This is a genomic window from endosymbiont of Lamellibrachia barhami, assembly GCF_011947365.2.
GTDB lineage: Bacteria > Pseudomonadota > Gammaproteobacteria > Chromatiales > Chromatiaceae > QGON01.
The window spans coordinates 715,175-729,582 of record NZ_JAAVSH020000001.1; the positions used below are offsets into that span (position 1 = coordinate 715,175).

Below are 14,408 nucleotides of genomic sequence, written 5' to 3' on the forward strand. Positions count from 1 at the left end.
TTGGTATGCCTTCGCGTTCAGTTACACGTATTGCGGCGCTGGCGGCGCACACCGGTCAAACGGCGCAAACAGCTGGTGGACGATTTTCAGCAGGAAGACGGCCCGCCGTTTTTCATCCTGTCACTCAAGGCTGGCGGTACCGGGCTGAACCTTACCGCAGCATCCCACGTGATCCACTTCGATCGCTGGTGGAACCCTGCGGTGGAAAACCAGGCCACCGACCGGGCGTTTCGTATCGGCCAACGGAACAATGTGCTGGTCCATAAATTTGTTTGTCAGGGTACGGTGGAAGAGAAAATAGACGCCCTGATCGCAGAAAAGACAGCATTGGCCAGTGAGCTACTGGAAGGCGGCGCCGAAGCTCTGCTAACCGAAATGAACAACGAGGAACTACTGAAACTGGTTTCGCTCGACCTTAACAAGGTCCAAGTGTAAACGGAGAATCCTCAATGTCATATGGCGGATGGCAGCCCTATGTGCCGATAGCAAAGCGGCGCGCCAAAACAGTCCGGGAAATGAACAAGCTGCGTAAGAAAGGTGTTGAGATCGAACCTATCGAGACAAAGGGCCGCAAGATTGCCCATACCTTCTGGGGCGAAGCCTGGTGCAAACACCTGGAACGATTCAGCGACTACGCCAACCGCCTGCCACGCGGCCGAACCTATGTCCGAAACGGTTCGGTCTGTCACCTGGCGATCAAAAAAGGAAAAATTGAGGCCATCGTCTCTGGATCAACGCTCTATCATGTCACTATCGATATTGCCGCCCTGTCACAGGCCAAGTGGGAAAAGCTGCGCAAACAATGCGCCGGCCAGATCGGTTCCATACTGGAATTATTACAGGGACGATTCTCCCATCAGGTGATGGAGATCGTGACCGAACCTGAAAAAGGGTTGTTCCCCCAACCCCGGGATATCAAGCTCCACTGTGACTGTCCCGACTGGGCCGACATGTGTAAACATGTGGCCGCCGTGCTGTATGGAGTTGGCGCCCGCCTGGACGATAAACCGGAACTGCTTTTCCTGCTGCGCAAGGTCGATCATGAAGCACTCATCTCGGCGAATCTGGACATTCAGATAGCAACAACTGGGAGAGGCAAACAGCGTCGGCTCGCAAACCAGGATCTCTCGAAACTCTTCGGCATCGATATCGAAGAGACAACCGGGCCGAAAAAAAAGCGCAAAACACCCGCACGGAAAACCGCAAAGAAGAAAACAGCATCCAAGAAGAAGACCTTCACGCCTACCGGCGCGGCGGTTGCCCGGCTGCGCAAAGCGTACGACATGACACGCGGCCAGTTTGCAGGCCTGATTGGTGTGAGCCCGCAGACGATCGCAAATTGGGAAGGCAAGCGCGGCAGACTCAAACTTCAGGAGCGTTCGCTGACTGCGCTTACTCAGGCATGGTCACGAAAATAATCTCAAGCCAAAGAATACGTGACATTGGGTGGGGTATGCGCCACCTGCAGTGCAGGGACTCTCTGGTGTTTTTGCAGGCTTCCACTTCGTGTATTAACATTCGAAGAACCGTTCCACTTGCCACCGAGCTTTATAGATATCAGCAATAGTCTTGACTGCAAGCTTGAGCAACGAAAGGTATTTTTCCAGACCTTTCTCTCGCAGCCTGCCGTCAAATCCATTGAGAATCAATTTCTACCAATCGTAACTATTATCGGAAGCAGACCTGTGTACAAACAGATTTTCCATCTCGTGTTTATCCTCTGCCTGTTAACACAGACCGGCAGTCTGTCTGCCGACTTGATGTTGGGCGCAAAGGCACCGGACTTCCAGGGCCGGGATCTCCAGGGAAACGGGCATCTGCTGAGTGACTACGCCGGCAAAATCGTGGTTCTTGAGTGGTCCAGTCCCGAGTGTCCCTACTCCCGCCGGTATTACGATAACGGCACGCTGAATTCACTGTATGAATACGCAGCGAAAAATGATATCGCATGGATCAATATAGTACCAAGGCTGCAAAAGCTGTCCCTGGAACAAGCCCTGGGGCATTTTGACTCATCAAAAAGAATAGTCATCCTGGATATGGAGCTCGATATCTCCACCGCCTATAGCGCGACAACGACACCTCAGATCTTTATCATCGACAGGCAGGGAATCCTTGCCTATTCCGGTGCAATAGATTCCAACGCCATGTTGAAAAAAACGACCGGCAAGTTGGTTCCCTATACCCAAAACGCGCTGGATGATCTGCTTGCAGGCCGGGAGGTCAGCAAAAAGATAACCCGGGCATATGGCTGCTACGTCAGAAACAAGGCTCAACCTAAAGACGAACTGCCGCAGATTATTGCGCCCGATTCGCAGTAATGGAGGCCATCACCATCACCTCATCGCCCATGCGTCGTATACCCACCCTGTCGAGGCCGTAGACAACCCCGAAATCAGAACGTTTGAAGGTACCAAACGAGGAGAAGGCGGCTACCATCCTGCCCTTGCTGGTCTGCCCCGTCTTGTCATGAAACGTGACCTCCATCTCGAAGGGATGTGTCATTCCAACCAGCGTCAGGTCACCTTTAACGATGGCGGTAACCACACTGGATTTCTCTCCATATGCATCAAACTGCTGGGCATTCGTGGGTTTTATTTCAGTACTCTTAAAGCTGATCAGCGGAAATTTGACCGCATTAAGCAGCTTGGCGCCCATAACGATCGTTTCAATATGATCACTTCGGTGATATTCATGATCAAAGACCGCGGAAACTGCAGTAACCGTGATATTGATACGGGAATTCTCCAGATTCTCTTCATCCAGGAATATCTCCCCTGAGACGTTGCCAAACTCGCCTTTCAGCAGATCGGGCTCGCACATCTTGGCCGCAATACGGACAAATGACTGCTCACTGTCCACAATATAACGCTCCGCCGAGAAAACTGTGGAGGAAGAGAAAAGGCCATAAAGAAAGACTACAAGGTAACCATAAAATCCAGAAAGTTTAGGCATCATCCATCCATCAGCAAATTGAATATGTGTCGAATACATAACTTTCGGCAGCGTAGCACAATAAAATGCTGTCATTTAGCGGCGTGCCAGGAAATACTCGGCATTCATACCCGCAGCCCCTCGGATCGAGATCCTTGTCAGTACCTCGGACACGGCGAGAATTGAAAAACACTTTTCCGTACAGGCAATAAAAAAGGGCCTACGAATAAACGTAAGCCCTTGTTTTATATGGCGTCCCCAAGGGGAGTCGAACCCCTGTTACCGGCGTGAAAGGCCAGTGTCCTAGGCCTCTAGACGATGGGGACAGGTCCTGTTCAGCGTGCCTGTGACGACAACCTCCGAATAGGAGAGCGCGAAATCTACGGGAGTTTGCGCATGGTGTCAAGACCGTGCATATCTTTCCTCGTATTGAATCTGTCTCCCCCCCCCATCCCCGCACACACTTTTCCTTCGCCCCAATCGCCGGATTATTCAACATTGGCATTGAACGCAAACAGGCGGGACCTTCGACACAGCTACCAGCCCCGCCTGCCGCGTCCCTTCGCTCTATTCGGCTTTCCCTTCCCTGCGAAGCCCGGAAAAAGGGTCATGGACACCCTAACGCACACTCCGACTGACCGTAAGCAGGCAGACTCTGGCAAACAAGGGCGGACTGGCGGCTCGATACACCCGAAACCCTACATTGTTGTTTCGGTTGTCTGTGTTGTTCCTGTTGCGCGCGGAGGAACGCAACCAGTCGGTTTTGTTGTTCCACGAACCACCACGCAACACACAGCAACTTAGCCTTCTTCCCGTCTGAATACGGTAGAACGAAAAATCTGTCGGCGCAAACCCCGTGTTTCGGCTTGGCGTGCATGACCAATCCAACTTTGCACGCTGGGGTTGAAATCGTCCCACTCCATTTCGCCACTACGGTAAGCCTTTGCAAAGGCACGTAATCGACGTACAAAGCGATGTCCATTATCATTTCGCAGCAATCGGTATTTCGGAAATACCTGGTACCCCAATATATCCACACCTTCGTGAACAGAAAAGATATTTGCCTTTCCCGGATGAATACGCAGCCGTAACGCCTGCAGTCTTTCTCCGATGGCCTGTTGCCACCTGTGCAACATCGGCTTGCTGTTTGATAGCAGCACGACATCGTCAACATATCGAAGGTAAGCCTTCACCCTCAGTTCCTCTTTAACAAAGTGATCAATTTCATTCAGATACAGGTTGGCAAGAAACTGACTGGTCAAGTTGCCGATAGGAATACCCGTGCGCCGTTCCTGCGGCGTAAGTAGATCATCACCAGGAAAATAGACCAATGGTTCAGAGGGGAACGCAGGTGAATGGTCAAGAATCACATCAAACAGCCAAAGTACATGTGGGTCTTTTATATGATGGGCGATCTGCCGTTTAAGGATGGCCTGGTCGACACTGGGAAAATAGCGGGCAATATCCAGCTTTAGCGCGTAAGCGTAACGGTTCGCCCACTTCTGATAACGCTGCACTGCCTGATGAACCCCCTTACCTTGCCTGCAGGCATAACTGTCAAAGATAAAACGTTTGTCCAGCAGTGGCTCGATAATATTCATCAGTGCATGGTGCACCACCCGGTCACGAAACGGGGCAGCGGATATCTGTCTGGGCTTACGCTCGTAGAGGGTGAAGATTCGGTAGTTACCGGGGCGGTAGGTTTTATCCCGCAATGAATCCTGCAACTGGAACAAATCCTGCTCAAGGTTGAGGTCGAAACGTGCAACATCTTCGCGGGTGCGCTTTCCCTTACGCGCCTTTCTGTATGCCAAAAGCAGATTGTCAAAAGATATGATGTCATCCCACAGATTACCGAAGCGTTTCACCTGCCGGCCTTCATCCAACCACCGACCTGCTTTCCCAGCTCAAACATCAGCCTGCCACCATGTTCGTAACTTTTTGATGGCACCGCCTTGAAGTCGTAACACAAACGCCAGAGGTGACGGCAGACCTCAAGATCACGGTTGGCCTGAAACAGAAAGGTTCGCTTGTTGGGCGCGTATGCTGCTGTCACCAGTGATTCCAAAATGGTCAGCAGGCGATTTTCGAGTTTCTCACCCAACGTATAGCGCCGGTTTTTCGGCAGCTTGTCCAGGTGCGGAATCATCCACAATAGCAGCTCACGGCAATCCTGGACGGCCTTGGGGACGGAAGGTCTTTCAGTCTTAATCGCCATACCACCCCTTCAAAAAACGACCGCGCTTCGCGCGGAAAAGAAACCAAGCACCGCCAAACATATCAAGCACCACAGAACGTTATAGATCCGGGCTCCATGAACAAAAAGATAAAAGTGTCAATCTGTCCTGGCGGCTCGATACACCCGAAACCCTACATAGTTGGTTCGGTCGACTGTGTAGGTCCTGTCGCGCGCGGAGGAACGCAACCAGGCGGTATCGTCGGTCCACGAACCACCACGCAACACACGCCCCTCTGAGTGTTCTTCAGCATCGACGCAAACCCTTTCACTGCCGTCAAAGGCCTTCTTCCACTCCGAGCATGTCCACTCCCAGACGTTGCCTGCCGTGTCATGCAAGTTCCAACCATTAGCCGCAAAGCGACCCACCGGGGCAATGCGCTTGTTGTCCCACTCACTGCCACAGCCATCACAGTTAGCTCTATCTGAACCCACTTCATGACCCCACCAGAAAGGTGTCGTTGTCCCGGCACGGGCCGCGTATTCCCATTCGGCTTCGGTCGGCAGCCGGTATTGCGCGCCGGTCTTCCGACTCAGCCAGCGCAGGTAACCGTTGGCATCATTCCAGGAGACATGCACCACCGCACGAGACCCACGACCACTGTCACCCGGCGCACTGTTGGGGTATTCGGGTGGATTCTCCTTACCCTGTTGCCAGACATAGTAGTCGTACTGTTCATAGGTTACCTCGTACTTACCCAGCATAAACGGCTGCTCGATAGACGCCGCGGTGCTGGGAATACCAAAATTCTCGATGAACTCCGGCTGATTTTTGACTGCGCCGACGAAATCCACATCCAGTTCCCCCATCTGGAATTTACCATTGGATGCGGGAATCTCCACCATCTCAGGCAAAGGTTCAAGCAACCAACCCAGGCTCATCAGGCGAAACTTCTGCTGCATCAGTATGTAACCGGGCGGCATGCCGTTATTCAGCGTCCACAGGTAGGATTCAGCGACAAAAACCACCAGGCCCGCCAGCAGGCCCGCCTGTAGCCAAGCCACCCGTCGGCTCCAGCGTTGAAAACGGGCATCAAGGCTGCCTTTGGCCGGGCGCAGCCTGCGATAGTGCTTGAGGTCACGCCAGCCCGCCAGTCTCCACCAGCGCCCCAGCCCCGTTGCGTTTTTCCATCTCTGTGCCTGCCGTGCCAGTTGATCACGATAGAAGCCGCGATCACGGTTCTTCTCGATGTAGTCGTAGAGGGTCTTCCAGTAACCGTAGAGCCTGCCCGTGGCCTTGTCTTTGCCACGGGCGCGGATCAGGGTTTCGTGGATCAGATCGATGGACTGATCCTGCTCACTGTCACCCACGGTCGTCAACAGGCGCAGGTTGCCGTTCGCCTTGCCGCCGTCCGGCGCGATCCTGCCGGTGAGGTAGTCTATGATCTTGCGCCCCCGGTGAGGATCGGACTTTCTCCCTCCCGCCACCAGCCAGGCCTCCTCGATGGGCAGACGCCGCCGGGTATGACGGCCTTCATCATTGATACGGGTGAGGGCCAGCAGCAGCTCCAGAGCATCTTCCCTGCCTTTGGACAGATCACGGTCGAGGCGGACCAACAGGGCATCGGCCTGGGCTTCCAGCAGCCCGGCAATGCCGCCTTTTTCCCCATAGAGATCACCGCTCAAACGGTTGTCCCGGCGCACTTCCCACAATACCTGCAGGGCGTTTTCCACCAGCGGCAGTGCGCCGATCTCATTTTTCGCATCTCCCAGGATAGCCGTGGTCACTTGGCTGACATCCAGCTCTGCCAGCCGGGCGGGTTGTTCGATAGCCTCCTGCAGCCCCGCCTGGGAGATGGCCTTCAGCAGGTAACGCTTGCAGTGCTGATTGTAGAGTTCCGAAAGGCTCGACAGTTGCTCGAAGCCTTCCAGAAAGTCGATGCGCACGGTGCTGATCAGAAACAGTGGACACGCCTTGTCCTGGAGTGCATGCGCCAACTGGGCATCGAAGCGCTGCTTTTCCACCGCTTCAGAGAAGGTGAACAACTCTTCAAACTGATCGACCACCAGCAGGAAAGCCGTATCGCCGTCCTTGTGGTCATGCAGCATGAAACCCAGCGCCCGGTCATCGTCTTCAAGACGCTTGAGGCGCCGCAGGGAATCACGCCTCTCCGGGACGGGTTCAAAAGCGCGCTCAAGCACCTCCGCCAGGCGTTGCAAGGGTTTCTCCCCCGGCATCATGGGACCGAGGATCTGCCAGTTTTCGTAGCCGGTACGCGCCCACAAGCTACCCTGCTGGATCAGCGGCAGCATGCCCGCATTGACCAACGAAGACTTGCCCGCACCGCTATTGCCTTCGATCTGCAGCCAGCGGCAGAACTGTTCCCCGGATGGGCTGATATGTTCCGGGTGTATTTGCGCCTGTGTTCCGATATATTTCAGGGCATTGAGCGTCTCCAGACGACGTCCGAAAAAGAGCGGTGCATGTTCCGGCTGAAAGGCGCTGAGACCGAGAAAGGGGCAGCCTTCAAAGGTGTTGTCCTGGTTCAGCAACTCCATCTTGTCGTGAAGGGCGCTGATAAGGGCCGATGGCAGGGCCTCGTCGGGGTGCCACTGTTGTAGCTGCAACAGTCCGAGAAACGGCGGCACCGATCGAGGATTTGCGCCAGGCAGCAGGAGAGGAAATATCGGCAGGCGCTGGCTGTTTTCATGGGGTGAGATATTGCGGATCAGGGCGACCTCCACCTCTTTTCCCACCCAGCGGCGCACACCGTCCCGCCCGATCAATACGATAAAGGCCGTACAAGCCTGCAGGGCATCCTGCAGACGTAACATCCAGTCATCGCCTACTCGTATGGCATCTTCATCACGAAAGACCGTGATGCCTTCCTGCTCCAGCGCGTTACGGATGAAGATCGCCGCTTCCCGATCATTGCGGCTGTAGCTGAGGAAGATCTGTTCGGTTTGCCGGGCGTCCGCCATCTGTCTTTCCAGACTGTTACTTTTTATTCCCAAGTGTTCAAGGATAACCGACGAAGGGTGATTCCTCCACCGGTTAAAGCGGGCATGCCCGATCCGCTACGCTTGATCGGGCCTACTTCTGCCGAAATTCGTCTATTCCAGGGTAGAATACCCACCTATGCCAGAAGGCCCGGAAATTCGACGCGCAGCCGACAGAATTACGGCTATCCTGCAAGACCAGATCATTGAAACGGTCTGGTTTGGCCTGCCTGCGCTGAAACCGTTTGAGAAGAGACTGACCGGCGCCAGGCTGATCGAGGTGGAGACCCGGGGCAAGGCGATGCTCAACCACTTCGACAACGACCTTTCGATCTACAGCCACAATCAGCTCTATGGCCGTTGGTACTGTCTCGACAAAGGGGAGGTGCCGGACACTTCACGCCAGTTGCGGTTGAGTCTTGAGACAACGTCGAAGGCCGCGCTGCTTTTCAGCGCTTCGGACATTGCGGTTCTGACGAAAGCAGAGCAAGAAAGCCATCCGTTGTTGAGTCGATTGGGACCCGATATTTTGAGCGGTTCTCTTGATGGTGAAACCATCGCCAAACGGCTTCTTGGCAAACGGTTTCGCAACCGTCAGTTGGCTTCACGCCGATGACCAGCTTCCGTTTCCTGGTGCAGGACTCGGCAACCATCTCCGCCAGATTTTTACTTACCGCCCGCTGCACTTCCGGCATTAAACCAGCCAGTGTATTTAATATAACCGGTATCAATGTAGTTGCTACATAGAACTGCCCACAATCCCAAGTGAGACCGGCGGCACTACCAATCAACTGTGCAACTCATTGACAAACTCATCACCAAGGCAGCAGCTTGAGTCCACCAGATTTGTCTATCGTCGGGAAAATCTGCCGTGCTACCGCTGCGCCGCAATAATCATCAAGATTGTTTCAGGCAGTCAGGGCTGTTATCTCTGTTCTAATTGTCAGCACGCATGAATAAGTGATCGTACTCTAATGAGAATTTGCGCCACAAGCAAGACGGGAGACAAGGCATCGAGAACAATATTCAATATCCTCTAAATAAAGTTTTCCAGTGAGAAGCTGACCCCATGGCAAGAGATCAAACGACTGAGAAGTGGAAATAAATAATTCAAAAACAGTAACATTTAGAGGTCTTCTTTGTTATTACTTCGTTCAGTTACGTATTGCTCTGGTATCTTGTGTCAGTGGTCCGTCCCAGGCTGACCAAAGCTATTTGCCGCCCAACCGCGGAACCACAGAAACCGCCGCTGACAGGCGCAACCATTAGTCATCGCCTGACCGGATCTGCTGCACGCCGCTGATGAATGGAATGTCGACGAGAATCAAGTGGTCGACCGGCGTGTTGGACCCCAGCTGTCTGACATTGTTTCGCCCCCAGCCCCACACGGTCCCATCGTTCAGCAGGGCCAGCGGAGAACGTGCCGTATAGCGGCGACCGGCGTGCCCGGCAGGTTCTCAACCGGCTTGGCGTACCACGGCCACTTTGTATCGCGCCCCAGCTGTCCGTGGGCATTGCCACCCCAGGAGATCACCGGGCCGCCTACCTGCAGCGCCAGGGAATGGGCATCGCCGGCGGCGATCTCGACCACGTTATCGAGCAGGATGGCGTCCCAGCCATCGAAGCACTCTGACGACTCAGTAAAGCCTGTCGATACTGGCCGTGCGATCGAGAAGGTGAGTTCGCGGTCGTCGACATTAAAACGGCCCTCAGGACAGTCAGAATATGTCCCTGTCGTGGCGAAAATCCAGGACAGGCCCAGCTGAGACTGGTCATTGCCCCCCCAAGAATAGACTCGCCCATCCTCGCCGAGCGCCAGGGAGTGGTTGTCGCCCGCCGCGATGTCGCGCACCGGAACCTCGAGTCCCTGCACCGGAACTGGCACGTTGCGGTCGATGAGGGTGCCGTCGCCGAGTTGGCCGTGCTGGTTGTCGCCCCAGGCCCAGACGGTGCCGTCATCCAGCAGTGCGAGCGAATGCCCGGGCCCGGCGCGGACCCGGGTGACCTTCGAAGTCTTGACGGCGCCGCCGGTAGGGACCACTACGAGTCCGAGGCGTGCCACCATGTTCTGCTTGTAGCGGTCAGGGATATCCTTGATGGAGATATCGTGCAGGTAGATTCCCGGTCGCGTCGTGGCCTGCGACGCTATAGTCAACAGGGCCGCACGCGGGGAGTCCTGTGTGCGGACGCTATAGTCGAAGCTGTAGCCGGCGCTCAAATTCTGAGTCAGCGTGTCGTTGTCGTATCGGTAGATCGGCGCGGTGACGTACTCGATACTTGGCAGGATTTCTTGGGTGTTGTTCGTCGTCGTGTCAACTCTGACAGACACAGAGTCGCCTTCCGTGAGAAAAACCCAGCGTTCGTCGACAACGACGTTCAGGGGTACCTTCTCGATGTCTGGCACGTCAGAGGAAGCTATGATTGTCAGCACGCCAAACGTGACGACGGTTAGGACAGCGAGGAATTGCGCGAGGGATAGGAATTTGTTTTTCGCGGATGCAGCGCCTTGCGCCATCAACCCGCCCAAAAATCTGGCAATCGATTGTTGGGCATAACCCCAATTACCCGTGTTGGCCATCTCTCCCCCTCCTTTTGCGAGAACCAGAATCCTTTCTGTTATGCGTTCATCGCTTCGAGGCTTACTGACCTTTTCCTAACCGGATTTAGGTCTATCTCCTCTTCCGAACAGGGCCTGAGCAGTGGCTTGAGGATTTCACGCTTGCGAGTATCAGTATCTACCCAGGCTTCATAATGTTCAGTGTGCAGGGTGATGGGCATCCGGCCATGAACGGGATTTACTACCTCGTTGGCCTTACCTACGAGTATAGTTCAAGAGTCGATGCTCTTCCCCGCCTTGTTGTCCCAGTGCCCATACAATCCAGCGAAAGAAAACTGTGGTGCTTTACTGGGTCGGAAGCAATATGGCTGTTTGCCATCCTTCTCCGCTTCCCACTCGAAAAATCCACTGGCAGGGATTAGGTATCGACGTTTCTTGAACGCTGTTCTACCTTCCCACATCCATGTGGGTCGCCTGCCGCCGACACCCACGAGTATAGATGGAGGTGCAGGCACAGAAGCGATTGTTCATCCATATTTAAAGAATCTATAAAAGCAGCCGCCTTTATGGTTACTACCCGTTCCTGAATGGGAGCAGGGTGGCACACAGTCAGTTAGTAACTCTCTGGGGCTTCCCAGAAAAGATACTGGACAGCGTATGAAATGATAGCGATAGATTACATGGCGAACGCCGATAGCAGGTTTTCCTTTGCGGAAGAGACCGAGGATTCACAACACCTGAGTCCTGATGACACTCATCCGTGGAAAATATTGGTGGTAGATGACGAGGAGGATATCCACCAGGTCACACGTATGGTGCTTGGTGACTATCACTACCTGGGACGCCCAGTCTTCATCATTGATGCCTACTCTTCCGAGCAGGCCATTGAGGTGATGCGGGAGCACCCGGATGTCGCCTTGATTCTGCTTGATGTCATCATGGAATCGGATACTGCAGGTCTGGAACTGGTAGAGGTGGTTCGAAACAAGTTGGGGAACAGCGATGTGCGAATCTTCATCAGGACTGGACAACCGGGGATGTTCAATCAGTATCAGATTGCCGCTCAGTACAATATCAATGATTTTAAAGACAAAGCGAACCTGACGATTGAAAAGCTGTTTGCCTCTATCACGACGCTACTGCGTGAATATTCCGGCCTGCAGGAGATGCGGCAACAGCACGAAAATCTGCAAAAGGATATCGACCAACTCAAAGCACTGGCGGGTTTATTCCAGGAGACATCGTTGGCAACACTGGTCCTCGATGATCAGTACAGAATCAAGGCGGTAAATCCTGCGTTTGAAAAAGTGACCGGTTTTTCTGCGGAGTATTCAATTGGCAGGCGGGCTGACTTCCTCAAGTCGAACAATAACGATGAGACCATTCTGAATGCGGCCTGGAAGAATCTGCTCGATAGTGGTTCGTGGGAGGGGGAGTTGTGGTGTGCCACGAAATTTCTCAACGATATCAATATCCGGCTCTCTGCTTCCGTAGTAAAGATAACAGATCAACATCATCGCGAAATTGCGATACAGTTTTCAGATATCACCGATATCAAGGAACAGGAAAGACAGCTTTTGGAACGGGCAACCCGTGATCCATTGACGGCATTGCCCAACAGAAATCTTTTTCTGGATCGTCTTGAGAATGCCGTATCGCTCTCTGAGCGGGGTGGCCAGAGTTTTGCGCTGCTTTTTATCGATCTGGATTACTTCAAGAGTGTGAATGATCGATTGGGACACAAATATGGTGATCAACTGCTGATTGAGGTAGCGGCCCGTCTGAATCAATGTCTTCGCCGATCAGATACTGTGGCCAGAGTGGGTGGTGACGAATTCACGGCTGTTGTCACAAATACCATAAACTGCACCCACATCGAAATAATTACGAAAAAAATTAACGCCGCTATAGCCAAACCCTTTGATCTGGACGGGAAAAAGGTATGCATCACATGTAGCATCGGGATAAGCCGATATCCGCATGATGCCCAGGATATTAAATATCTTCTGCATGCGGCAGATCTGGCTATGTATCACGCCAAACAGAAAGGAAGAAACACCTATAGCTTTTTTCTCCCTGAAATGGATGGAGATACCACCGATGAAGCCGGCAAGGAAGTCGGTTCATGAACATAATTGCATACAGACGATTCTACTGGATTTTTCCGCTGCTGCTCTGGGGCGGTCTTTCCATACTGTCTGCTCTGTGGAATCTCTCCGGACTTGACGGCATGGCCGAAAGACTGGCCTATGAGAGGGCGCAAAGCATGTTCAGACTGGTGCAGATGACACGACTCTGGAATGCACAACACGGTGGGGTTTATGTGCCAGTCAGTGAATCAACACCTTCAAATCCCTATCTGGAAGTACCGGACCGAGACGTGGAGACGCTGGGCGGCGTCAAGTTGACCAAACTGAATCCAGCCTACATGACACGTCAGATAGCCGATGTGGCCAGAAAAAATAGCGGGATCCTTCTTCACATCACATCACTCAAACCAATCAATCCCGATAATGTGCCGGATGTGTGGGAGTCAAAAGCACTTAACCTGTTTGAAAAGGATGTTCCAGAGATTCTGGAATATATCAGGCAAGATAGCAGTCGGGTCTACCGCTACATGGGACCACTGTTCACCAAGAAGGCCTGTATGAAGTGCCATGAGAAACAGGGGTACGAGGTGGGTGATGTGCGTGGAGGCATCAGTGTGACCCTGCCTGCCGATCCCATTCTCTCAGCCCAGTCAACAGCAAGATCTCAGGTGGTTCAAATCCATCTGGCGGCATTCATTCTATTGACCTGGACCACGCTGTTTCTGCTTTCCAAACTGCGCCAACAATGGCAGTTGGTGAATGATACCAAGGAGGTACTGGCTGGACGTGAGCATTTCCTGAGAAGTGTCACCAATGCGGTGGGAGAAGGTGTTGTCAGCATGGATCGGCAAGGCACGGTGACTTTTGCCAACCCTGCGGCGCTACGCATCCTGGGTTGGCGTGATTGGAAGTTGAGTGAATATGAGTCTGAAGCAGCATCGGAAGTCCCTGGTTTTAAGACCTCGATAGAGTCTGTCACCCAGACTGCTCTTACTGTGGAAACGGAGAGTGGCGGAGTCGTGCGTGTGAATGAGGCTGTGTTCAAACATCAGGAGGGCCATTCGATACCTGTCTCCTATGTATCTTCACCCATTTTTGAAGGGTCAGAATTCTCCGGAACAGTTACTCTGTTCCAGGATATCACCCTGCGCAAGGAGATGGAGAAGACACTGGTGAGATCAGAAACCATGTCAGCTCTGGGTGGCATGGTTGCAGGTGTTGCGCACGAGGTTAATACACCCATCGGTGTATCTGTCACCTCAGCCTCCTATCTGGAAAACCAGACGAAAGATCTTGTGCAGGCTGTGGCAGAAAACAAACTTTCGCGTTCAGCTCTGGCTAACTATCTTGATCTCTGCAAAGAGTCGACTGCCATCATCCTCTCGAATCTGCAACGTGCCGGGCAGATGATCAGGAGCTTCAAACAGATTGCTGCCGATCAGGCCAGTGAACAGAAAAGCCGCTTTAATCTGAATACCTATATAAACGATGTGATTCGCACACTCAGGCCTGAACTGAAAAAAACCCATTTGAACATAGAGATTGAATGCCCTGATGATATCGAGTTGGAGAGCTATCCGGGGGCACTTTCACAGATTATTACCAATTTGATCATGAATTCAGTGGTGCACGGTTTTCCTCAAAATGGTGC

At 53.2% G+C, this 14,408-nt stretch carries 13 protein-coding genes, 1 tRNA gene and 1 pseudogene; 6 read left to right on the plus strand and 9 right to left on the minus strand.

Going from position 1 to position 14,408, the window contains the following annotated elements; translation table 11 throughout:
- From G9Q73_RS03145 to G9Q73_RS03155, 3 genes are all read left to right on the plus strand, one after another.
- The coding region (locus tag G9Q73_RS03145) for a helicase-related protein (protein WP_177418517.1) at positions 1 to 435 on the plus strand (435 nt) is incomplete at its 5' end.
- Between the two features lie 14 nt (positions 436 to 449).
- Positions 450 to 1,418 (plus strand): SWIM zinc finger family protein, encoded by a 969-nt coding sequence (locus G9Q73_RS03150; protein WP_177418518.1) that lies wholly within the window; start codon positions 450 to 452, stop codon positions 1,416 to 1,418.
- A gap of 267 nt (positions 1,419 to 1,685) precedes the next feature.
- On the plus strand, positions 1,686 to 2,321 hold the full coding sequence (locus G9Q73_RS03155; RefSeq protein WP_177418519.1) for a redoxin domain-containing protein: 636 nt from the start codon (positions 1,686 to 1,688) through the stop codon (positions 2,319 to 2,321).
- Here G9Q73_RS03155 and G9Q73_RS03160 read toward each other — a convergent pair.
- From G9Q73_RS03160 to G9Q73_RS03180, 6 genes are all read right to left on the minus strand, one after another.
- Positions 2,299 to 3,030: a YceI family protein gene (locus G9Q73_RS03160; protein WP_177418520.1), complete on the minus strand. Its 732-nt coding sequence runs from the start codon at positions 3,028 to 3,030 to the stop codon at positions 2,299 to 2,301. The two genes, G9Q73_RS03155 and G9Q73_RS03160, sit on opposite strands and share 23 nt — an antisense overlap.
- 154 nt (positions 3,031 to 3,184) lie before the next feature.
- Positions 3,185 to 3,260 (minus strand) — tRNA-Glu (locus tag G9Q73_RS03165).
- A 292-nt stretch (positions 3,261 to 3,552) separates the two neighbouring features.
- Positions 3,553 to 3,852 carry an SUMF1/EgtB/PvdO family nonheme iron enzyme gene (locus G9Q73_RS20305; RefSeq protein ID WP_369408821.1) on the minus strand — a complete coding sequence of 100 codons (300 nt, stop codon included), beginning with the start codon at positions 3,850 to 3,852 and terminating at the stop codon, positions 3,553 to 3,555.
- Positions 3,735 to 4,802, minus strand: coding sequence for a reverse transcriptase domain-containing protein (locus G9Q73_RS03170; RefSeq protein WP_177418521.1), 1,068 nt, complete (start codon positions 4,800 to 4,802; stop codon positions 3,735 to 3,737). Before G9Q73_RS03170 ends, G9Q73_RS20305 begins: the two co-directional genes overlap by 118 nt.
- Complete coding sequence (avd, locus tag G9Q73_RS03175; protein ID WP_177418522.1) at positions 4,799 to 5,152, minus strand: diversity-generating retroelement protein Avd; 354 nt, start codon at positions 5,150 to 5,152, stop codon at positions 4,799 to 4,801. The genes G9Q73_RS03170 and avd overlap by 4 nt, the downstream gene beginning before the upstream one ends.
- A 117-nt stretch (positions 5,153 to 5,269) precedes the next feature.
- The gene (locus G9Q73_RS03180) at positions 5,270 to 8,092 is read right to left on the minus strand and encodes an nSTAND1 domain-containing NTPase (RefSeq protein ID WP_177418523.1); all 2,823 of its coding nucleotides are present in this window, start codon (positions 8,090 to 8,092) and stop codon (positions 5,270 to 5,272) included.
- 157 nt (positions 8,093 to 8,249) lie between these two features.
- Between G9Q73_RS03180 and G9Q73_RS19375 the strand changes: the two genes are divergently transcribed.
- A complete protein-coding gene (locus tag G9Q73_RS19375; protein ID WP_246344966.1) occupies positions 8,250 to 8,726 on the plus strand; it encodes a DNA-formamidopyrimidine glycosylase family protein in 477 nt (158 codons plus the stop codon).
- A gap of 649 nt (positions 8,727 to 9,375) precedes the next feature.
- Here the strand turns inward: G9Q73_RS19375 and G9Q73_RS20315 are convergent.
- The 3 genes and pseudogenes from G9Q73_RS20315 to G9Q73_RS20320 all read right to left on the minus strand — a co-directional run bounded on the left by G9Q73_RS20315 (position 9,376) and on the right by G9Q73_RS20320 (position 11,128).
- Positions 9,376 to 9,498, minus strand: a complete 123-nt coding sequence (locus G9Q73_RS20315) for an RCC1 domain-containing protein (protein ID WP_177418524.1) — start codon at positions 9,496 to 9,498, stop codon at positions 9,376 to 9,378.
- Positions 9,499 to 9,509: 11 nt separating this feature from the next.
- Positions 9,510 to 10,688, minus strand: a complete 1,179-nt coding sequence (locus G9Q73_RS03195; RefSeq protein WP_177418525.1) for an RCC1 domain-containing protein — start codon at positions 10,686 to 10,688, stop codon at positions 9,510 to 9,512.
- A gap of 38 nt (positions 10,689 to 10,726) precedes the next feature.
- A pseudogene (locus G9Q73_RS20320) lies at positions 10,727 to 11,128 on the minus strand (SOS response-associated peptidase).
- Between the two features lie 201 nt (positions 11,129 to 11,329).
- Here G9Q73_RS20320 and G9Q73_RS03210 point away from each other — a divergent pair.
- Both G9Q73_RS03210 and G9Q73_RS03215 read left to right on the plus strand, forming a co-directional pair.
- A complete protein-coding gene (locus tag G9Q73_RS03210) occupies positions 11,330 to 12,796 on the plus strand; it encodes a diguanylate cyclase domain-containing protein (RefSeq protein WP_177418527.1) in 1,467 nt (488 codons plus the stop codon).
- The coding region (locus G9Q73_RS03215; protein WP_218649920.1) for a c-type heme family protein at positions 12,793 to 14,408 on the plus strand (1,616 nt) is incomplete at its 3' end. The genes G9Q73_RS03210 and G9Q73_RS03215, both read left to right, overlap by 4 nt.

Coding starts and splice junctions, on each gene's coding strand:
- G9Q73_RS19375 (WP_246344966.1), top strand. CDS start 8,250: ATGCCAGAAGGCCCGGAAATTCGACGCGCAGCCGACAGAATTACGGCT.
- G9Q73_RS03195 (WP_177418525.1), bottom strand. CDS start 10,688: ATGGCCAACACGGGTAATTGGGGTTATGCCCAACAATCGATTGCCAGA.
- G9Q73_RS03180 (WP_177418523.1), bottom strand. CDS start 8,092: ATGGCGGACGCCCGGCAAACCGAACAGATCTTCCTCAGCTACAGCCGC.
- G9Q73_RS03150 (WP_177418518.1), top strand. CDS start 450: ATGTCATATGGCGGATGGCAGCCCTATGTGCCGATAGCAAAGCGGCGC.
- G9Q73_RS03210 (WP_177418527.1), top strand. CDS start 11,330: ATGATAGCGATAGATTACATGGCGAACGCCGATAGCAGGTTTTCCTTT.
- G9Q73_RS03160 (WP_177418520.1), bottom strand. CDS start 3,030: ATGACAGCATTTTATTGTGCTACGCTGCCGAAAGTTATGTATTCGACA.
- avd (WP_177418522.1), bottom strand. CDS start 5,152: ATGGCGATTAAGACTGAAAGACCTTCCGTCCCCAAGGCCGTCCAGGAT.